This window comes from Bifidobacterium dolichotidis (genome assembly GCF_003951975.1).
GTDB lineage: Bacteria > Actinomycetota > Actinomycetes > Actinomycetales > Bifidobacteriaceae > Bifidobacterium > Bifidobacterium dolichotidis.
The window spans coordinates 838,348-857,849 of sequence record NZ_QXGM01000001.1 but is presented as its reverse complement, the minus strand read 5'-3'; the positions used below and the strand labels follow the sequence as shown (position 1 = coordinate 857,849).

Below are 19,502 nucleotides of genomic sequence, written 5' to 3'. Positions count from 1 at the left end.
CTGTAATTGAAAGAACAATTACTGCGAAGTAACGCTTAAATAGCATCGCATATCAAGGAGCACATATGGCGAATTTTGTGAACCAAGCCAAAGAACAGATGGCTAAGACTGTTGAATCGACGAAGGAAAACTTCTCGGGCATCCGTACGGGCCGTGCAAACCCTGCACTGCTCAACGGCATTGTCGTTGATTACTATGGCGCTCCAACGCCATTGAAGGCAGTGGCAACGATTGGTGTTCCAGAACCACGTACGCTGTCTGTTACGCCATTCGATGCTTCGCAGGCTAACGCAGTCGAGAAGGCTCTGCGTGATTCCGATCTGGGGGCATCCCCACGCCGCGACGGCAATGTCATCCGTTTGACGATGCCAGAGCTGACCGAGGAACGTCGTAAGGAATACGTCAAGCTCGCTAAGTCCAAGGCAGAGGACGGCAAGGTTGCAGTGCGCAACATTCGTCGTAAGTTCAAGGAGTCCATCGATAAGGCTGTTAAGGACGGCGAGATGGGCGAGGACGAGGGCGATCGTCTGCTCAAGGATCTCGACAAGGTGACGAAGCAGGTCACTGAAGAGCTCGATACGCTGCTCGAATCGAAGCAGAAGGAGATTATGGAGGTCTGATCACCCCCTTTATCTCATTAAGGCTCCGGGATGTTGCCCCGGAGCCTTCGCCATGTTTGGCAACAAACAGCAACAAACTTTTCTAGTTTCCTGATTGAACGAAGTCATATAAGGAATAAAGATGACGAAGTCGCATGAACAGCAGGCCGCTGACGTAGAAGAACGACTTAACGAAATCAACAAGCGTACAGGTCGTAACATGCCACAGGCAATCGGTACAGCCGTGCTGCTTATTGCTGTGATTCTGGCATGCTTGCTCATTAATGTGCAGCTATTTGCCCTGCTCGTTGATATCTTCATGGTGCTCGCGCTCTGGGAGCTGCGCGTGGACTTCGCTGTTGGAGGCTTCCGTATCCCATTCCTGACGCTGGCAATCTGCGCTGTTGGTACGCTGACTGCAGTGTTCTACTCGCCAGATCACATTATTGCGATGGGCGCCTGCACGGTTGCCTCGCTGATTATTGTGGCATTCATGGCTACGCTGAACATCTCGTTCGGTAACAGCCTCGATCGCGCACTCGAGAACAAGGCCCTGTCCAACGGCTCGACGGGTTCGGCCGTTGCCGCCACGAAGCACCGTTCTTCAATCGAAAACGTTGCTGTTTCGATGTTCACCGTGCTCTACATCATTCTGCTAGCTTCGTGCATTATCATGCCGCTGACGTTCAACGGCCATCCAGTGTCGCACGCCATCCTCGTGGTGTTCATGCCAGCGCTGAGCGATACGGGCGGCCTGTTCGCTGGTGCTTGGCTCGGTAAGCACAAGCTCAGCCCACGCATCTCGCCAAAGAAAAGCTGGGAAGGCTTGGCAGGTTCCGTACTGTTCGCTATGGCCGGTGCGTTCATTGTGTTCGCCTGCACGTATGAATCGAACATGTGGGCTACACGCTGGTGGGTCCCAATTATCGCTGGCTTCATCATCGGCATCGTCGGTACATTCGGCGATCTGTGCGCTTCTATGCTGAAGCGTGACCTCGGCATCAAGGATATGGGACACCTGCTCAAGGGCCACGGCGGCGTGCTCGACCGCGTCGACTCGATCCTGCTGTCCGCTCCATTCATCTGCGTACTGCTGTGGGCAACGGGTCTGTGATCTCACGTTCCAGCTTCTTTTATTAATTTTTATTTCTGCACAAGCGACGACAAGGAAACAAAGCAACCATGAGCGACTCCCAGGCGTTTAGAGCAACACGTGAGAACTCTCACGAAGCTGATCAGTCGGCAGAGCCAGAAACTGGTATTACGCCAGGTCCACAAGGTGCGTTCAAGGACGTGCTGGCAAAGAACCACGCACGCCGCGGCAAGCCACCAGTCCACTTTGCCGATATGACCGAGGAAGAGCGTATTGCTAAGGCCAAGGAACTGGGCCTGCCTAAGTTCCGTGTCAAGCAGCTCGCTAACCATTACTTCGCTCATTTCGATACGAATACGGCAGAGTTCACTGATCTTCCTGCTGATAAGCGTGAGCTTGTTGGTGAGGCATTCTTCCCAACACTGATTACTGAAGTGACGCGTCAGGTCGCTGATGATGGTCAGACGATTAAGACGCTGTGGGAGCTGTTTGATGGCTCTCGTATTGAGTCCGTGCTGATGCGTTATCCAAACCGCGCAACGCTGTGCATTTCGAGTCAGGTTGGTTGCGGTATGGGCTGCCCATTCTGTGCAACGGGCCAGCTCGGTCTGACGCGTAACATGTCAACGGGCGAGATCCTCGAGCAGGTTCGTGTGGCTGCCCGCATGATGGCTGAAGGCGAAGTGGCTGGCGGGCCTGGCCGTTTGAGCAACATCGTGTTCATGGGCATGGGCGAGCCAATGGGTAACTATAAGTCTGTGCTGCACGCAGTGCGTCAGATTTGCGCTATGCCACCAGAAGGCTTCGGTATTTCGGCTCGTAACATCACGATTTCTACAGTCGGTGTGGTTCCTGGTATTCGCAAGCTTGCGAAAGAAGGTCTGCCAGTGCGTCTGGCTGTGTCGCTGCACGCACCAAGTGATCAGCTGCGTGATGAGCTGGTGCCAATGAACCGTCGTTTCAATACGACGCAGGTGCTGGATGCGGCTCATGATTACTACTTAGCATCGAAGCGCCGCGTCAGCATTGAGTATGCATTAATGCGCGGCATTAACGATCAGGCCGAGCATGCACGTCTGCTTGCTAAGCGTCTGAACCACTACGGTGATGACTGGGTCCACGTCAACCCAATTCCACTGAATCCAATCGAAGGTTCGAAGTGGACAGCATCCAAGCCAGAAGATGAGCAGCAGTTCCTCGATATTCTGCATCATGCCAATATCACGGCAACACTGCGCGATACGCGCGGTCAAGATATTGACGGCGCCTGCGGCCAGCTCGCCGCCAAGGTCAAGGAACGCAACAAGGCTCTCCAAGCCAAGTAAGTGATGTTGAACCGCTAAGAGTTGATAATCCGCTGAGCGATAGTCAGTAACTTGGTGATGCTGAATTACTGCAGGTTGTTCTGAAACTAAGCATTGCATGGCTTAGACGCATCACTACTCAGCATTCTGAAACGGTTTCTTCGCAGTTCGAAACTGTTCATAAAGGTCAATGCACTACACATGGTGCATTGACCTTTGCGTTTTCTTGTTTTTTATGCATGGTCGTAGTGTTATCCCGCACTCTTGTTGTGGTATCTCGCACTCTTGTTGTGCTATCCCACACTCTTGTTGTGCTATCCCACACTCTTTTTGTGTTATTCCATACTCTTGTTGTGTCATCTCGCACTCTTAAATATCGAACTTCGCATTCCCGTAATCCTGTATGCACTGTGGTTTGTGATTGCTATAGCTGCTACCGAGACGTTGCTGGAACAGCATTTCTGGAAAGTGCGTGACAAGCACTCTGCAACAGGCTGCTGCAGAGGTGTTGCTGGAACAGCATTTCTGGAAGACGTCTTGCATAGAAACGGTTTGATTGCGTTGCAATGTCTGCTATGTGACCCATCGCAGTAATAAAAATGAGAAAAACGGTAATTTACTGCTAGTCTGTGTCTAAACCATGGCGAGACGAACGTTACAGATGGAGCCAGCATGTCATTAGCCGTACGAGTTATTCCTTGCTTAGATGTAGATGCAGGACGCGTGGTGAAGGGCGTGCATTTCGAAAATCTCAGGGACGCAGGCGATCCTGTTGAACTGGCTGCCGAATACTATCGCCAGGGTGCTGATGAACTAACGTTTTTGGACGTCACCGCTTCAAGCTCGCATCGTCAAACGATGATCGACGTTGTAACGCGAACTGCAGAACAGATCTTTATTCCACTGACTGTGGGCGGCGGCGTACGCAGTCCGGAAGATGTGGACTCACTGCTCAGATGTGGAGCTGATAAAGTCGGCGTGAACACGGCTGCAATTAATGATCCAACGCTGATCTCACGTGTGGCCGAACGATTCGGTAATCAGGTGCTTGTGCTGTCGGTTGATGCACGTCGTGAACAAGGGGAGCACCACACTCAGTCGGGCTATGAAGTAACGACTATGGGCGGTCGCAAGTCAACGGGCATTGACGCCATCTGGTGGGTCAAGCGTGCTCAAGAATTGGGCGCTGGAGAAATTCTGCTGAACTCTATGGATGCCGATGGCACACAGCAAGGCTTCGACCTAGAAATGATTCGTGATGTGCGTAGGGAAGTGTCGATCCCGATTATCGCTTCGGGTGGCGCAGGTAAGGCTGCAGACTTCCCACCAGCAATTGCTGCAGGTGCTGATGCTGTGTTGGCTGCGTCGATTTTCCATTACGGCAAAGTGACTATTGGCGAAGTCAAGCAGGCCATTCGAGACGCAGGCTACGAGGTGCGATAAATGACGAATCAAGTATTCGATACCGATGCAATGTTGGATAACGAACCAGTATCTGATTGCGAAGCAGGGATTGATAACGAAACAGTATCTGGTCGCGAAATAGTGGTTGATAACGCACCAGTATCTGGTCGCGAAGAAGTGGTTGACGACGAAACAACAATGGAACAAGAATCGGCATTCGATAACAGCGTGACATTGGATCCTCGTATTGCAACACGTTTGAAGCGTGATGACAAAGGTCTCGTATGCGCTGTTGTACAGCAGTTTGATACACGTGATGTGCTTATGGTCGGCTATATGAACGACGAAGCACTGCGGCGAACACTGACTACTGGGCGAGTGACATTCTGGTCGAGGTCACGTCAGGAATATTGGCGTAAAGGTGATACCTCGGGCCATGCGCAATTTGTTAAAGCTGTTTCACTCGACTGCGATGGCGATGCATTGCTTATTGAAGTGGATCAGGTTGGCGCCGCATGCCATACGGGAAAGCGCTCATGCTTCGACGAAGGTGGTCCGCTGCCTGTTGTCGTAGGCAATCGAGAATCCTTGACGGAGTAATCGCCATAGCACGTATTTGATGCGGACTCGTTCTGTACTGACAGCATCTGAAGGGAGCCATTATGACTCAGCAATCGGCTGCAGCATCTCAACTTAAATCTCAGCCTGCATCGCAGCCTGATACACAACCCGTGTCTCAACCTGTATCACAGGCTGCATCACAACCCGCGTCACAATGCGTAGGAGATGTTACGAATCTCGTATGGGGACAGACTTGGCCAAGTGCTGAAGAATTCCATGCACTAGCTCAGCAGGGATATCGCATGATTCCTGTTGTACGTCGATTGCTGGCCGATTCGCTTACGCCAGTTGGATTGTATGGTCGTTTAGCACAGCACCGCGAAGGTACGTTTATTCTTGAGTCGGCTGAATATGGCGGCTCATGGAGTCAATACAGTTTTATTGGCGTTCATGCTATGGCTCAGCTGCGTTCCAATAATGGTCAAGCCGATTGGCTCGGCACGGTACCAGAAGGCATTGCAACAACTGGCGATGTTATGGACGTGGTACGCAATGTGCTCGAAGTGCTGCATGCGCCAGATATTAAAGGGCTGCCAAACTTAACTGGAGGATTGGTCGGCTCCATTGGTTGGGATGCTATTCGTCATTGGGAACCAACGCTGCCAAGCAATGCACCGAATGAGACCGAACAGTCAGAGCTGATGCTGGCATTAGCTACTGATCTCGCGGTTGTTGATCACCATAATGGATCGCTATGGTTGATTGCTAATGCGGTGAACGTTGATAACCAACCTGATCGTGAAGCACAAGCGTATGAAGAGGCATTAGCGCGACTCGATGCCATGCAGCGACAGGCAGCAACGCCGGTAGAAGGTGAAGCCAAGGTTAGTGTCATTGATGCGTCGTTGCCACAGCCTGAGCTTCGTTTCCGTACACAACGTTCTGATTTTGAAGCTGCTGTTGAGCAAGTTCGTCAGCACATCATTGATGGTGATGCGTTCCAGGTTGTGCTGTCACAGCGTTTGGATATTGATTCACCTGCGCAACCATTTGACGTATACCGTGTGCTGCGCACCTTGAACCCAAGTCCATATATGTATTTCATGACGCTGACGGATACTCAGGGTCGCGCATGTAATGTCATCGGTTCGAGTCCAGAAACGTTGATTCAAATTGACGATGGTCATGCTATGACTTATCCAATTGCTGGGTCACGCCCACGCGGAGCCACTGTAGAAGAAGACGAAGCTCTGGCCAAAGAATTGCTGGCTGATCCGAAAGAGACCAGCGAACACATTATGCTCGTCGATCTTTCGCGCAATGACTTGAGCAAAGTATGCGAACCAGAAAGCGTGGAAGTGATTCGTTTCATGGATATCAAGCGCTTTAGCCACATCATGCATATTTGCTCCACAGTGACTGGCATGGTTCGTCCTGATCTCAATATTTTGGACGTTTTCATGTCGGCATTCCCGGCAGGTACGTTATCGGGTGCACCAAAGCCTCGTGCTATTCAAATCATCGATGAGCTCGAACCAGCAGACCGTGGTATTTACGGCGGCACCGTTGGCTACTTCGATTTTTCCGGCAATATGGATATGGCTATTGCCATTCGAACGGCCTTTATTCGAGACCATGAAGCCAGCGTACAATCTGGCGCCGGTCTGGTGTTGGATTCGGTTCCTGCAACCGAATGGATAGAAACACGTAATAAAGCAGCAGCAAGTGTAGCTGCTATTCAAACTGCTGCACAGTTACAGAATCTGTAATAGTGCATGGAATATGCGCAATAGAGTTGAGGCCGCGCCCAATATGGGTAGCGGCCTCAAATAAAACTTGGAGAGAGTGAATTATGGGCGTATAAAAAAATACCCTCCTTTATTGTGTGAGGATGCTTGTCTCAGGCTATATGGAAAAGAAGCTTCTCTGAGCAAGCATCCATGCGGATAGGGTTATATACGGAACTCGTTCAGAGTTTCCGTAACGGGCATCAGACTGGAATGAGTATGTTCTGCTTGCCAATCTCGAACGGCACGCTGATAATGCATAAATTCAAGATCGTCGTCACACAACAAGTCAAATGCAGATACTGCTAGCTCTGCAATATCGTTCAATGACAATCCAAGCTGATGCAAGGCCAGATAATTCTCGGTTAATGAACCGTAGAGTTCTGGAGCGATAGAACACATGGCTAAAGAAACTTGAGCGTCTAGGAAACTGTAGAGTGGCATATCATCAATGCAATGAATGTCACCCTTATGCTCCAACGCAAGTGGGCTCAACGTTACCGGCATATGCGCAAGCGCAAGATAGCGCAACACACGCTCATCATCTGCAGCATGTAACGCGTTATTAATTTGGCTCGGATGCAAACTACCGAGTGCATGGAGAATATCGGAAGGAGCAGCCTCGGTACCGGCCTCGACCATGCATCGCAAACCATACAAATGCGCACGCTCAAAAATCGGCTCAAACTGCGTACAGTCATAACCAATCTGAGAGCCAGACATACTGAGTCCACAGAACGCATTGATATATGGAGCAGATTCTGTTAACACTTCAAGCGCATCTTGTACCGGAAGATCACGCTGAATATCTAAACAGAGCTTCACCGTCAATGAGTCTTCTGCTGTTTGAAATCCTTCAAGCAGACCGTCGAGCATTGCAGCAAATGAAACACCTCGACGCATATGCAACTGTGGACTAATTGCCAGTTGCGCTATACGAATGTTATGCCGCTTGGCATATTCAACATAGTGCAGTGCAAGGTCACGAAAATCATCATGTGTACATAGCGTCGCCAGTGACTCATGGTAAACGGTCAACGATTCCATTAATCCGCGCTGGGTATACCATGCTCGCAATTCAGAGACTTTGCGGCTTGCAAGGCGCATGCCGTTTCGAGATGCTAATTCATGCATCAATTCAGCACTCATAGCACCTTCGATATGCGCGTATAGTTCAGCTTTCGGGAGTTTTTGAATCGTCTCCATAACAGTTTGTTCGTGGAGCATACGGATAAGTATAAAGGGGGTATAGCGTGCAGCTTGGGCTCCTCAAGAAGATTTCATATTGCGTTAACCTGAGATTTAAGTTGAGTATGGTTCTCAAAATTCAAGGCCATATCTCGGAAAAAGGCTCAGAATACTTCAATTATTTCGGTATTCTTGCGAACAACCGAAGTGCCAAAAATGCACTTACGGCAATGCCAGTACGGCATCTCACATTTTGATGCATCGCAAGGAGGAGCATTGTCTGTTCTCGACAATCTAGTAGCGGGCGCTCTGGCTGATCAGCAGATCCGCGAACAACAGACATCATTGGCACAACTCCAGGAGATGGCAGCTGCAGCGCCAACTCCACTCGATGCAAAACGATGGCTTAGGCGAAACGATGGCATACCTGTTATCGCGGAGATCAAGCGCGCTTCTCCGTCTAAAGGACATTTAACCGATATTGATGATCCTGCAGCTTTAGCTCGTGAATATGAGCAAGGTTGTGCCAGTGCAATTTCTGTATTGACCGAAGGTCGTCATTTCTTGGGATCTCTTGAGGATCTTGATGCAGTGCGTGCTGCCGTCAATATTCCGGTGCTACGCAAAGACTTCATTGTGACTGAATACCAAGTATGGGAAGCACGTGCACATGGTGCTGATCTGATTTTGCTGATCGTAGCCGCGCTAAGTGATGCGCAATTGCACTACTTACTGGAGCTCACACACAGGCTTGGTATGACGGCTCTTGTTGAGACGCATACTGCGCAAGAAATTGAACGTGCGAGGGCAGCAGGTGCTCAAGTTATTGGCATTAATGCTCGAAACTTGAAGAATCTGCAGGTAGATATTGACGTCTATCGTCAATTGGCCCATGATTTACCAAACGACGTTATTAAAGTTGCCGAATCTGGCATTTTTGGCGTCACTGAACTCAACACCTACGCACTTGCCGGTGCTGATGCAGTACTCGTAGGCGAGGGCGTTGCCACTGCTGATGACCATGTATTAGCAGTGCGCCGACTTGTTAAGGCAGGAGAACTCGTGAAATCCTCACAAGATACCCCACTGAGCACAAAAGAAGGACCATACTTCGGCCAGTTCGGCGGCCGCTTCGTACCAGAAGCGTTAGTCAACGCCATCGATGAACTCGAACAGGTGTATAACGAAGCCAAACAAGATCCAGCTTTTCAAGCCGAATTAAAACGTCTAAATGAACAATACGTTGGCCGTCGCTCACCGCTGACTGAAGCACCACGGTTTGCTGAACGTATTGCCGAAAAGACGGGTATTCACCCACGTGTGTTCCTGAAGCGTGAGGATCTCAACCATACAGGCGCACACAAAATTAATAACGCATTGGGCCAGGCGTTGCTCGTCAAGCGCATGGGTAAAACTCGCGTGATTGCAGAAACTGGTGCTGGCCAGCATGGTGTAGCAACAGCAACCGTATGTGCCATGATGGGCCTGAAGTGCCGTATTTATATGGGTCAAATCGATGCACGACGTCAGGCACTGAATGTAGCACGTATGCGCATGCTCGGTGCTGAAGTCGTTGAGGTCACTGCAGGTGATCGCATTCTCAAGGATGCGATTAATGAAGCATTGCGCGATTGGGTAACAAATGTGCAAGATACGCATTACCTGCTCGGTACTGTGGCGGGACCACATCCATTCCCAACAATTGTGCGTGACTTCCAAAAGGTAATTGGTGAAGAAGCCCGCGATCAGCTCAAGGAATGGTATGGTATTGATCATCCGGATGCTGTTGTGGCCTGCATCGGCGGTGGTTCCAACGCTATTGGTGTGATGAACGCATTCCTCGACGATGACCGCGTTCATCTGTACGGCTACGAAGCAGGCGGTGATGGCCCAGAATCAGGACGCCACGCTATTCGCTTTGCTCCGGGCACTGGTGAATTGGGTATGTTCCAGGGTACGAAGAGCTACGTGCTCGTTAACGATGAAGGTCAAACGCTTGATACTTATTCGATTTCAGCAGGCCTTGACTATGCATCCGTCGGTCCAGAACATTCATGGCTCAAAGATATTGGTCGTGTCCACTACTCATGGGCAACCGATGAGGAAGCAATGAATGCGTTCCGTGACCTTTCACAAACAGAAGGCATTATTCCAGCAATCGAATCATCGCATGCTATTGCAGGCGCATACAAAGCAGCAGAAGATCTCAAGGCAAAGGGCTATGACCATCCAGTCATGATCGTCAATGTTTCTGGCCGAGGAGACAAAGATATGCATACTGCGGCGAAATGGTTCGGATATTTAACCGATGAACAAGAGGCTGCTCTGGGTGATAACGGAGCACCAGGTTCACATACGGCTTGATCAGCAAAGCACACACACGTACTGGAATAAGGACAGAAATACTATGAATCATATTCAAGAAAGCGCTGACGCAACAGTGCCAACGCAGCCGCAGGGATTCTCAAAGCAGCCAAGCCAAACTGCTGCACGACTAACGCAACTCAAGGCTGAAAATAAGCCGGCGATGATTGGATACCTGCCGTTTGGATTCCCTGACACGGCTACGAGCATTGAAGCCATGCGCACGCTCGTAGAAAACGGTTGTGACATCGTCGAAATAGGATTGCCATATTCCGATCCGGTTATGGACGGTCCGGTTATTCAGCGCGCAAGTCAGATCGCTATTGAAAACGGTGAACGTATTGCTAACGTGTTCAAAGCCGTTGAAGCAGTAGCTGAAGCGGGCGGTGTGCCGCTCATTATGAGTTATTGGAACTTGATTTTCCATTACGGCGTTGAACAGTTCGCTCGTGATTTCGCTCAGGCCGGTGGTGCGGGTCTGATTACGCCAGATTTGATTCCTGATGAAGCAGGTGAGTGGATTGAAGCTTCGGATCGATACGGATTGGACCGCATCTTCTTGGTGTCACCAGATTCTACCGATCGCAGGTTGAAAGTTGTTACGCAGCACGCTCGTGGCTTCGTATATGCGGCGTCGCGCATGGGCGTTACTGGTGAACGTGATGCGCTTGATATTGCGCCACAAACGCTGGTGCGCCGTACGCATGAAGCTGGTGCTGAGTTCGTTTGTGTTGGTATTGGTGTTTCTAATGCAGAACAAGCTCGTACAGTTGGTGCCTATGCCGATGGTGTTATCGTCGGCTCAGCATTAGTGCATACGTTGCTCGACGAAGATGGCAATGCCAAAACGGATACCAAGGCGGCCTTGCAGGATCTGGCAACAGTGACGCGAACAATTGCACAAGGCGTGCATACTGCGCGCCAGTGAAGCCGTGTACGGCAGGGTAACGCTGTGTAAAGCAGTGCGAAGTTGCCGCTAATTTGTTCCATGGGCCTATTTGCTCCTTGCAGCAGATAGGCCCATGCTTATACGATCTCAATTATGACGACACTTGCAACAATGGCAGCTACATCTGCATCTGCAGCAACAACACTGGCTGCTATTCCATCACCAACTATTTCAAAATTTGAAGTTGGACCATTTACGATTCATTTCTATGCCATCACCATGCTGCTCGGCATCGTTGCCTGCGTATGGATTTTGACAACGCGATGGAAGCGTCTCGGTGGCAACTTTGATCAGATTATCGATACCACACTGGTCGCCGTGCCATGCGGCATTATTGGTGCTCGTTTGTACCACGTAGTAACCACGCCAGAACGATTCTTTGGCCCAAACGGTGATTTCGTTGAAATCTTCCGCATCTGGAACGGTGGTCTTGGTATTTGGGGCGCAATTCTGTTTGGTGCCCTTGGTGCATGGGCGTGGTGCCGCCACAAGCATTATCCAATGGCTTTACTTGGTGATGCTATTGCACCAGGTCTGCTCGTGGCCCAAGCCATTGGTCGTTTGGGAAATTGGTTTAATCAGGAGCTCTACGGTAAGCCAACAACGCTGCCATGGGGTTTACAACTGAACCAGCAGGGCTCGGCAATTGGCTCCACGGAATCATGCTATGACGGTGCTACGTGCCCAACTGGTACGCTGTTCCAGCCTACGTTCCTGTACGAAATGATTTGGAACTTGATTGGTGCGGCCCTTCTGATTTGGATCGGCCACAAGACGCAGAAGACGCTCAAGGCTGGCTCGCTGTTCACGATGTACATTATGTGGTACACGGCAGGCCGCACCTGGATCGAAATGCTGCGCATTGATTTCTCGCATGAGATTCTTGGCTTGCGCGTTAACGTGTGGGTTTCGATTCTCGTCTTTATTCTGGGCGTCATTGCATTTATTGTGTTGCAGCGCGTTGGCCAAACAACACAAAGCTGCGAAGCACAGCTGCGTGAGCAGACAGCTCGTGAGCTCGAAATGCAGCATATGCAAAAAGAATCGCAAAACTGAAGATTGTGCCATCTTCGTCGCTAATAATTCATAGAATGCAAAACATGACAGCTATTCAAATTGCCCCAAGTATTCTTTCCGCAGATTTCTGCAATCTCGAGCGCGATCTGAACCGCATCGCTAATGCCGATCTCGTGCATGTTGATGTTATGGATCACCACTTCGTGCCAAACCTGACGATGGGTGAGCCAATCGTCAAGCGCATCTGCGAAGTTTCCCCAATCCCAGCTGATGTGCACCTGATGATTGAGGACCCAGATCGTTGGGCTCCAGAGTTCGCTAAGCTCGGTGCAAAGTCCGTGACGTTCCACATGGGCGCTACGCACGCTCCTGTGCGTCTGGCACGCCAGCTGCACGACATGGGCTGCGAAGCATGCTTCGCCGTGCGCCCAGCAGAACCAGTTGAGCCAATCTTCGACATCCTCGAAGAGTTCGACACGATTCTGATCATGACCGTGGAGCCTGGCTTCGGTGGCCAGAAGTTCCTGAGCAACCAGATGGACAAGGTCCGTCGCCTGCGTGACGAGATTACGCGTCGCGGCCTTAAGACCAACATCCAGGTTGACGGTGGCGTGAGCCCTAAGACTGCAGCAACCGTTGCAGAAGCCGGTGCAAACATCCTCGTTGCTGGCTCCGCTGTGTACGGTGCTGAGGATCCAGCTCAGGCTATTGAGCAGATTCGCGAAGCTGCACAGGCCGCATATCGAGACTGAGCAAGGCTTTTCGCACATGTTGCACCTATTGTTGCAACTGCAGTAGATAGCAGCAATTGTTGCCATCGTACCCATTTCGGAAGGAAACGAAGAGTCCAATGAAGACATTTGAGTCACTGTTTGAGGAATTGAGCGCAAAAGCACAAACGCGTCCAGAAGGTTCCCTGACTGTAGAAGAGTTGGACAAAGGCACACATTTTATTGGCAAGAAAATTGTTGAAGAAGCCAGTGAAACGTGGATTGCTGCTGAATACGAAGGTGCTGATCGCACTGCAGAAGAAATGAGTCAGCTCATTTATCACCTGCAGGTCATGATGATTGATCGCGGTATTACTCTCGACGATATTTACCGCAATCTGTGATCGCACAAGCGAAGTAATTCACAGTCGGTTTTAGAACATCACCGGTATTTGCCACATATTGAACAATCAATAGTGGTCAAAGCCGGTGATGTTTTTTAATTTTTTGGTAAAGTACACCACAAAATTAAAAATCTACCTGCTTGGCCCATGTATCGGCTCATGTATCGGCTCATGTATTCATGGCTTCGCCGCATTACATGTTTTGCTGTAATACACGTTTTGCCGCAATACACACGTACACACGCCAAGCATCTGTAGCCCCGGAGGAACATCCATGCTGCGAATTGCCGTCCCTAACAAAGGCATGCTCTCTGAACCAGCTTGGTCCATGCTTCAAGAAGCTGGATATCGCTTGCGCTCAAACCCTCGCCAACTCGTTGTAGAAGATAAAGACAACGATGTGGAACTGTTTTATTTGCGTCCACTCGATATCGCTGTGTATGTTGGCCGCGGCACGATTGATGTTGGTATTACGGGCCATGATCTCTTGCTCAACTCGGGGACTGACGCAAAAGAGCATCTGCCATTAGGCTTCGGCTCATCAACATTCCGCTTTGCAGCACCGAACGATTCTGACATTCATACATTGGCTGATATCCAAGGCAAGCGCGTTGCAACGTCGTTCGATAAGCTCGTCCACGATTATCTGAAGCGTCACGGTATTCAAGCTGAGACGATTCACTTGGATGGTGCTGTGGAATCCTCAGTACAGCTTGGCGTTGCCGATCTAATTGCCGATGTGGTGTCTACCGGAACCACACTGCGTAACGCAGGTTTGCGTATTTTCGCAGACCCAATTGTGCACTCAGAAGCCGTGCTGATTCGCTCTCCACGCCTCGCCGAAGACAATGAGCAGCTCTTGCGCCTCAGCCGACGCCTGCAGGGCGTGCTGACGGCAAAGCGCTATGTGCTAATGGACTTTGATATTCCAAACGAAAAAGTCGCGCAAGCAGTGGAAATTACGCCTGGTTTTGAGAGCCCAACTATTTCACCATTGCATGAGAAGCAGTGGTCGGCGGTTCGCGTCATGGTTCCTAAGGCAGATGTGAATTATCTGATGGATAAACTGTACGAAATCGGTGCTCGGGGTATCATAGTCACGGCTATCCAAGCCACCCGCATGTAGCTGTTGACCAAACGGTTGACAATTAGCCATAGGAATATGGACTGTTAGGCTGCTATACAAGTAGAAGGAACTTTTCTTCGAGAAGGTCTAGTAGGGGACCTCTTGAAGCAATCCGAACCTTTGGATTGAGCAGCTTTGTGCGTGGAGGGCTGGTAGCTACAAACCATAGAGAACCAGCACTCCATGCAATTGACAGAAAACGCATCAATGACATCACAGAAAAGTCGTAAATATGGTCCCGACGCAAGGGACATTGTTTTTACCGTACCTAATTTCATTAGTCTGCTTAGAATTCTGTCGATTCCTGTTATTGCGTTTTTGATTACGAAGCACCTGATGATTGCTTCGTTAATTGTGCTTGCCGCATCGGCAGCATCCGACTTCCTTGACGGCTACATTGCCCGTACTTTTAACCAGGTCAGCAAAATCGGCCAGATTCTCGATCCTATTGCTGATCGTCTGCTGATCTTCTTCAGCGTGCTCGCCTTAGCTATTTCTCATGTGTTGCCATGGTGGATGCTCGTACTCGTTATGCTTCGTGACGTTGTATTGGGCGCTATGACGCTGGCTTTGGCCCAGCGTGACTATGGTCCGCTTCCTGTGCACTTCGCTGGTAAAGCTGGTACCGCAGTGCTCATGATCGCCATTGTTGGCCTGATGGTTGCAGAAATCGATCAGAGCCAAGCCTGGATGCAAACGCTGCATCTGATGGCTACGGCATGCGCTATTTGGGGTATTGGTCTCTACTGGACAGCCGGTGTTATCTACTTGGTTCAGGCCAAGCCATTGTTTGAACAGGCCGCAGCAGAAGATACCGCTAAGCGCGCATAGCACATAGCGCATAATGCATAATCTGCAGTAACCCACTAGACTCAGCAGAAAGTACTACAATTACACAGGTTGCACGTACAAAGGAGGCTTTGACTATTGACTAGGCAAAAGCCGCCTTCTTATGCACGCGAACAAAATAAACAGTCGACGCGTCGTCGCGCCGTGTTCTCGAAACATTATCAATCACTTGAATCCCATCATGTGCCGCCAGTAGGTGAGGACGAGAATCCCACTGCTAGTAGGCGACCGGGCTCCGCAGGATCATCAGCTCGCCGTAATTACGATTCAATGCAGCTCATTGATGATCTGATTAATCATCCGTATGATGCGCTCTATAGTGATGCCCGCCTTGGTGCGCGTAAGGCAACCGGCTGGCGCTTCTGGTCTACACGCATTGTTGTGTGCATTATCTGCATTGCTGTTGGTTTTGTGGCATGTCAGTTTGTGCGCCAGCTCAATACGGATCCGCGTAAAGAAGTGCGTCAAAGTCTTGCCTCGCAGTTGCAGTCGAACTATGACAGTATTCACGAGCTCGACAAGCAGAATGAGAAGCTGCGTTCAGAAATTGATCAGCAGAACAACAGCCTTGGCTTAACTGATGTGCAGCGTCAGCTGCAAAAAGATGATCTGGCTGCTGGCACGGTGCCAGTCAAGGGCCCTGGTATTACGTTCACGATTGCTAATCCATTCCAAGCTTCAAACTCGGGAACAAAAACCCCTGCTGATGGTTCGGCTCATATTAAGGTCATCACCGATCTTGATCTGCAGCAGCTCGTCTCGCTGATGTGGCAGGGCGGTGCAGAAGCAATTGCCATTAACGGCAACCGACTTGGTGTACAGACTTCTATTCGAGCCGCATCTGGCTCAATTCTGATTGGTACAACGCCAGTGCAGAGTCCCTATGTGATTCAGGCAATTGGCAATACCAATGCCCTTGCTGAGTGGATGGGGCAGCGGAACCTCGCTCAGCTTTACAAAGATTACGATCAAGCTGGTATTCACCCGCAAATTAGCAAAGAGCGTGAAATGACTCTGAGTGCAGCCAGTGCAGGCGCTATAGTGTATGCGAAAGAGGAGTAACGAATGGCAGCAGTTCTAGGCTTAATTATTGGTGTGGTTGTTGGCGTCTTTGTGCGCCCAGACATTCCAATTGGTCTGCAACCATATTTGCCAATTATGGTTGTTGCAGCACTTGACGCCCTGCTTGGCGCCGCACGAGCCTACTTCGAACGCAGCTTCTCTGATAAGGTCTTCGTTATTTCGTTCTTCGCCAACGTTATTACGGCAACACTGCTCGTGCTGCTTGGCAACCAGCTGGGCGTCGGCTCACAGCTGACCACAGCAGTTATTGTTGTGCTTGGTATTCGAATCTTCTCCAACGTTTCTACGATCCGCCGATTCATCTTCAAGGGCTGAGGCACGGTAACCTATGGCAGATCAGCATCAATTCGAAACGCACAACGCTCAGTCGCAGTCTCAAGCGAAGTCGCAGCGCAAAAATAATACAGATCCGGAAAATACTCAGGAACAGCCGGACCTGCTGCATAAAATTTCTCAGCGTCGTGCCCAAGACCGAGAGAACGATTCGACTGAAACCGGTGCGTTCCCTGCGGTTAATAAGGCGATCCCAAATCTGAAGCCGAAAACGCGCACGCTGCGTACGAAACTGATTTCGAGCTCGCTCGTCGCCGTCCTGTGTGCGCTGTTGGGCTACGGTTACGTGATCCAGAGTAATAACTCAGGCGAGGCCGTCGAAACGATGTCGGAGTCTGAACTGACGCGACTGATTTCCGACACGAATATGCAAGTCGACCGACTCAAGGATCGTAAGGAACAGCTGAGCTCCCAGTTACGTTCGCTGCAGGAGGCTGCCGATAAGCAGTCTCAGGCACAACGAATCGCGGAAGAAAACGCGGCTGCAAGCGGCATTTTGTCGGGTCGACTGCCAGCAGAAGGCCCGGGTGTTATTGTGCGCATTTCGCAGGGTGACAAGAAAAACATTGACCCAGCCATTCTGTTCACGCTGCTTGAGGAGCTGCGTAACAGTGGCGCAGAAGTCATTGCTGTCAACGATATTCGCGTAGTTACGTCTACGTATTTCGCACAGCGAGACGGCACCTTGAACTGCGATGGCATCGTCATTAAATCACCATATGTGTTCAAAGCAATTGGTGATACAACGAATTTGCAGAACGCAGTTAACATGGCCGGCGGTGTTGGCTCCCAGCTTTCCGTCAAATACGGTGCTAAGGTGTCCATAGAGACCTCTGATGATGTGAAAATCACCGAGGTTGCACCGACCACTGATTATCAGTACGCGAAGATTGTAGAATAGTTATTATGACTGAACCGATTCCTAGCGCAGGCGAGACCACGATTATTGGTTTGCCTGCCATTAATTTCCCCGTGACCACAACAGCAGATCGTCCTCTGACGCAAGAGGATCTCGATACTATTGCTCGCCTGGCCGATGGCACAGCACTGTTGTTCTCAACGCGTGGAGCCGTTTCTGGTTCTCGTTACCTGCTTGACGAAGACGAGATCACTGTTGGCCGCGATCCAAAGAGCGACATTCTGCTCGACGATTCCACGGTTTCTCGTATGCACGCCGTGTTCCGCCGCGTCAACGGCAAGTACCACGTCATCGACGCAGGCAGCCTGAACGGCACGTACGTCAACCGTCAGCGCGTTGAAGATGCCGAACTGCGCAACGGCGACGAGATTATGATTGGCAAGTTCCGTCTCGTCTTCTTCACGAACTCTGCAGTTTCGCGCGTCTGATTGAATCTCTTCCTTAAGCTGGCTCCTTGTGAGCTGGCTTAAGTGTATCTGGTTCCTGACTCCTGACTCACTGCAGTCTTTTGATACGCAGGAGGGCTATCGTTTTGTCATCTTCGAGCACGAGTGTGCAACAGAAGTCTTCTTCTTTTACTGATTCTGCTATTTCCGTTTCTACGAAGAAGAGTTCCACACCAAGTAAATCTGGTGCGAAGCGTACTCAGGCCGCACGCGGCTTGAGGTCCGTGAAAGCTCACGAACCTGAAATTATGGGTGGCCTTATACAAGGCGAGCTGTTTGAAACAGCAGATAGCGAACGATTCCCCCGCGGCTACCGAGGCACTGTTGCTTCGAAGGTAGCTGGTATTACGTATCGTCAACTCGACTATTGGGCGCGTCAAGGCATTGTAGAGCCTTCTCTGGCGCCTTCACACGGCTCTGGGTCTCGACGCCTGTATTCGTTTAAAGACGTCGTTATTTTGGCCGTTTCTAAGCGTTTACTCGATGTTGGCATTAATTTGCAGAACGTCACGCAAGCTGTGAAGTTCCTTATGGATAAAACAACGGATCAGCTTGAGCATACGACGATTATGTGCGATGGCACGTATGTGCACGAATGCACGAGCCCAGAACAAATCGCCGCACTGCTTGGCGAAGGCAAACCAGTGTTCGGTTTGTCAGTAACTGCGCTGTGGCATCGTATTCATGACGAGCTTGAACGTGAAGACTACACGGATCTGACTGAATACTGTGATGAGCCTGCATCACAGGGTACGCTCATGCTTGATCCAATAGGAGAGATGGCTGCAGAGCGTATGCAGCAGCGCTTTGATAAGCGCAAGCGTGCTGCTGCTAAGGCGTGATGCTTGGATCTTGTTTAGATTGTGCATGATGTACATGGATCTGATTCGTTTGTGATTGATGACTGATCCGCATGTAGCTTGGATCAGTCCAGCTCGATTTATTTGTTACAAATTAGGGGAGAACGTATATGGCTAATGCGATGCCTGCTGTGCTCTGGGTTATTGCCGCTGCATGCTGCTTATTAGTTATTGCAATCACCGTATTGCGTAGTCATTACTTCACGAACCAAGACAAACCGGTGCAGCCAGTGACCTGGACGCTTGTTGGTGCACACGTGCTAACGCTCGTTATGATCGCTTTGCCATATGCCGTGTTCCTTGGTGTCCGCGATTCTATGCCAGCTGCATTGCTTGCCAAGTATGCCAAGGTCGGTGTTGCTAGCGCTGTTATTGCTGTGCTGCTGATCTTCGGTGAACTCGTCCTGATGTATCTACAAGCTAAGCGCGCCATGATGAGCCAAATCGACGAGACGCTCAACCGCGCCAGCCAGAACCGTGCGAAGAAGAAGTAATACATATTCGGG

Annotated in this window: 20 protein-coding genes; 19 read left to right on the top strand and 1 reads right to left on the bottom strand. The window is 50.3% G+C overall.

The genetic code is table 11. The features are described 5' to 3' along the window. Positions 1 to 65: 65 nt before the first annotated feature. The 6 genes from frr (at position 66) to D2E26_RS03295 (ending at position 6,730) form a co-directional block, all read left to right on the top strand. Positions 66 to 620 carry a ribosome recycling factor gene (gene frr, locus D2E26_RS03320; RefSeq protein WP_125963231.1) on the top strand — a complete coding sequence of 185 codons (555 nt, stop codon included), beginning with the start codon at positions 66 to 68 and terminating at the stop codon, positions 618 to 620. Positions 621 to 741: 121 nt separating this feature from the next. Continuing rightward, entirely contained in the window at positions 742 to 1,713 is a 972-nt protein-coding gene (locus D2E26_RS03315; protein ID WP_125963230.1) for a phosphatidate cytidylyltransferase, read from the top strand. A 68-nt stretch (positions 1,714 to 1,781) separates the two neighbouring features. Beyond that, complete coding sequence (gene rlmN / locus D2E26_RS03310) at positions 1,782 to 3,017, top strand: dual-specificity RNA methyltransferase RlmN (RefSeq protein ID WP_125963229.1); 1,236 nt, start codon at positions 1,782 to 1,784, stop codon at positions 3,015 to 3,017. A 651-nt stretch (positions 3,018 to 3,668) separates the two neighbouring features. Beyond that, the gene (gene hisF, locus D2E26_RS03305; RefSeq protein WP_125963228.1) at positions 3,669 to 4,439 is read left to right on the top strand and encodes an imidazole glycerol phosphate synthase subunit HisF; all 771 of its coding nucleotides are present in this window, start codon (positions 3,669 to 3,671) and stop codon (positions 4,437 to 4,439) included. A 159-nt stretch (positions 4,440 to 4,598) separates the two neighbouring features. After that, a complete protein-coding gene (hisI, locus tag D2E26_RS03300) occupies positions 4,599 to 5,000 on the top strand; it encodes a phosphoribosyl-AMP cyclohydrolase (RefSeq protein ID WP_125963408.1) in 402 nt (133 codons plus the stop codon). Between the two features lie 62 nt (positions 5,001 to 5,062). Beyond that, complete coding sequence (locus D2E26_RS03295; protein ID WP_125963227.1) at positions 5,063 to 6,730, top strand: chorismate-binding protein; 1,668 nt, start codon at positions 5,063 to 5,065, stop codon at positions 6,728 to 6,730. 183 nt (positions 6,731 to 6,913) lie between these two features. Here D2E26_RS03295 and D2E26_RS03290 read toward each other — a convergent pair whose 3' ends face one another. Then, the gene (locus D2E26_RS03290) at positions 6,914 to 7,954 is read right to left on the bottom strand and encodes an adenosine deaminase family protein (protein ID WP_277599616.1); all 1,041 of its coding nucleotides are present in this window, start codon (positions 7,952 to 7,954) and stop codon (positions 6,914 to 6,916) included. Positions 7,955 to 8,212: 258 nt separating this feature from the next. Here D2E26_RS03290 and trpB point away from each other — a divergent pair, with 258 nt between their 5' ends. From trpB to D2E26_RS03225, 13 genes are all read left to right on the top strand, one after another. Then, positions 8,213 to 10,300 (top strand): tryptophan synthase subunit beta, encoded by a 2,088-nt coding sequence (gene trpB, locus D2E26_RS03285; RefSeq protein WP_125963225.1) that lies wholly within the window; start codon positions 8,213 to 8,215, stop codon positions 10,298 to 10,300. A gap of 43 nt (positions 10,301 to 10,343) precedes the next feature. Then, positions 10,344 to 11,228 (top strand): tryptophan synthase subunit alpha, encoded by an 885-nt coding sequence (gene trpA / locus D2E26_RS03280; protein WP_125963224.1) that lies wholly within the window; start codon positions 10,344 to 10,346, stop codon positions 11,226 to 11,228. A 114-nt stretch (positions 11,229 to 11,342) separates the two neighbouring features. Beyond that, positions 11,343 to 12,305, top strand: coding sequence for a prolipoprotein diacylglyceryl transferase (lgt, locus tag D2E26_RS03275; RefSeq protein WP_241218838.1), 963 nt, complete (start codon positions 11,343 to 11,345; stop codon positions 12,303 to 12,305). Positions 12,306 to 12,340: 35 nt separating this feature from the next. After that, positions 12,341 to 13,018: a ribulose-phosphate 3-epimerase gene (rpe, locus tag D2E26_RS03270; RefSeq protein WP_125963223.1), complete on the top strand. Its 678-nt coding sequence runs from the start codon at positions 12,341 to 12,343 to the stop codon at positions 13,016 to 13,018. A 98-nt stretch (positions 13,019 to 13,116) separates the two neighbouring features. Next, positions 13,117 to 13,380 carry a phosphoribosyl-ATP diphosphatase gene (locus D2E26_RS03265; protein ID WP_125963222.1) on the top strand — a complete coding sequence of 88 codons (264 nt, stop codon included), beginning with the start codon at positions 13,117 to 13,119 and terminating at the stop codon, positions 13,378 to 13,380. 274 nt (positions 13,381 to 13,654) lie between these two features. Next, positions 13,655 to 14,506: an ATP phosphoribosyltransferase gene (gene hisG, locus D2E26_RS03260; RefSeq protein WP_125963221.1), complete on the top strand. Its 852-nt coding sequence runs from the start codon at positions 13,655 to 13,657 to the stop codon at positions 14,504 to 14,506. Positions 14,507 to 14,713: 207 nt separating this feature from the next. Next, entirely contained in the window at positions 14,714 to 15,337 is a 624-nt protein-coding gene (locus D2E26_RS03255; RefSeq protein ID WP_125963220.1) for a CDP-alcohol phosphatidyltransferase family protein, read from the top strand. A gap of 96 nt (positions 15,338 to 15,433) precedes the next feature. After that, positions 15,434 to 16,417: a DUF881 domain-containing protein gene (locus tag D2E26_RS03250; protein ID WP_125963219.1), complete on the top strand. Its 984-nt coding sequence runs from the start codon at positions 15,434 to 15,436 to the stop codon at positions 16,415 to 16,417. Between the two features lie 3 nt (positions 16,418 to 16,420). Further along, a complete protein-coding gene (locus tag D2E26_RS03245; RefSeq protein WP_125963218.1) occupies positions 16,421 to 16,753 on the top strand; it encodes a small basic family protein in 333 nt (110 codons plus the stop codon). Between the two features lie 13 nt (positions 16,754 to 16,766). Then, positions 16,767 to 17,672: a DUF881 domain-containing protein gene (locus tag D2E26_RS03240; protein WP_125963217.1), complete on the top strand. Its 906-nt coding sequence runs from the start codon at positions 16,767 to 16,769 to the stop codon at positions 17,670 to 17,672. Positions 17,673 to 17,677: 5 nt separating this feature from the next. Then, complete coding sequence (locus tag D2E26_RS03235) at positions 17,678 to 18,118, top strand: FHA domain-containing protein (protein WP_125963216.1); 441 nt, start codon at positions 17,678 to 17,680, stop codon at positions 18,116 to 18,118. Between the two features lie 266 nt (positions 18,119 to 18,384). Next, a complete protein-coding gene (locus D2E26_RS03230; protein ID WP_125963406.1) occupies positions 18,385 to 18,978 on the top strand; it encodes a MerR family transcriptional regulator in 594 nt (197 codons plus the stop codon). Between the two features lie 128 nt (positions 18,979 to 19,106). Beyond that, entirely contained in the window at positions 19,107 to 19,490 is a 384-nt protein-coding gene (locus D2E26_RS03225; protein ID WP_125963215.1) for a C4-dicarboxylate ABC transporter, read from the top strand. The last annotated feature ends 12 nt before the right edge of the window (positions 19,491 to 19,502 follow it).

Coding starts and splice junctions, on each gene's coding strand:
- frr (WP_125963231.1), top strand. CDS start 66: ATGGCGAATTTTGTGAACCAAGCCAAAGAACAGATGGCTAAGACTGTT.
- D2E26_RS03315 (WP_125963230.1), top strand. CDS start 742: ATGACGAAGTCGCATGAACAGCAGGCCGCTGACGTAGAAGAACGACTT.
- rlmN (WP_125963229.1), top strand. CDS start 1,782: ATGAGCGACTCCCAGGCGTTTAGAGCAACACGTGAGAACTCTCACGAA.
- hisF (WP_125963228.1), top strand. CDS start 3,669: ATGTCATTAGCCGTACGAGTTATTCCTTGCTTAGATGTAGATGCAGGA.
- hisI (WP_125963408.1), top strand. CDS start 4,599: ATGGAACAAGAATCGGCATTCGATAACAGCGTGACATTGGATCCTCGT.
- D2E26_RS03295 (WP_125963227.1), top strand. CDS start 5,063: ATGACTCAGCAATCGGCTGCAGCATCTCAACTTAAATCTCAGCCTGCA.
- D2E26_RS03290 (WP_277599616.1), bottom strand. CDS start 7,954: ATGGAGACGATTCAAAAACTCCCGAAAGCTGAACTATACGCGCATATC.
- trpA (WP_125963224.1), top strand. CDS start 10,344: ATGAATCATATTCAAGAAAGCGCTGACGCAACAGTGCCAACGCAGCCG.
- lgt (WP_241218838.1), top strand. CDS start 11,343: ATGACGACACTTGCAACAATGGCAGCTACATCTGCATCTGCAGCAACA.
- rpe (WP_125963223.1), top strand. CDS start 12,341: ATGCAAAACATGACAGCTATTCAAATTGCCCCAAGTATTCTTTCCGCA.
- D2E26_RS03265 (WP_125963222.1), top strand. CDS start 13,117: ATGAAGACATTTGAGTCACTGTTTGAGGAATTGAGCGCAAAAGCACAA.
- hisG (WP_125963221.1), top strand. CDS start 13,655: ATGCTGCGAATTGCCGTCCCTAACAAAGGCATGCTCTCTGAACCAGCT.
- D2E26_RS03255 (WP_125963220.1), top strand. CDS start 14,714: ATGACATCACAGAAAAGTCGTAAATATGGTCCCGACGCAAGGGACATT.
- D2E26_RS03245 (WP_125963218.1), top strand. CDS start 16,421: ATGGCAGCAGTTCTAGGCTTAATTATTGGTGTGGTTGTTGGCGTCTTT.
- D2E26_RS03240 (WP_125963217.1), top strand. CDS start 16,767: ATGGCAGATCAGCATCAATTCGAAACGCACAACGCTCAGTCGCAGTCT.
- D2E26_RS03235 (WP_125963216.1), top strand. CDS start 17,678: ATGACTGAACCGATTCCTAGCGCAGGCGAGACCACGATTATTGGTTTG.
- D2E26_RS03230 (WP_125963406.1), top strand. CDS start 18,385: ATGGGTGGCCTTATACAAGGCGAGCTGTTTGAAACAGCAGATAGCGAA.
- D2E26_RS03225 (WP_125963215.1), top strand. CDS start 19,107: ATGGCTAATGCGATGCCTGCTGTGCTCTGGGTTATTGCCGCTGCATGC.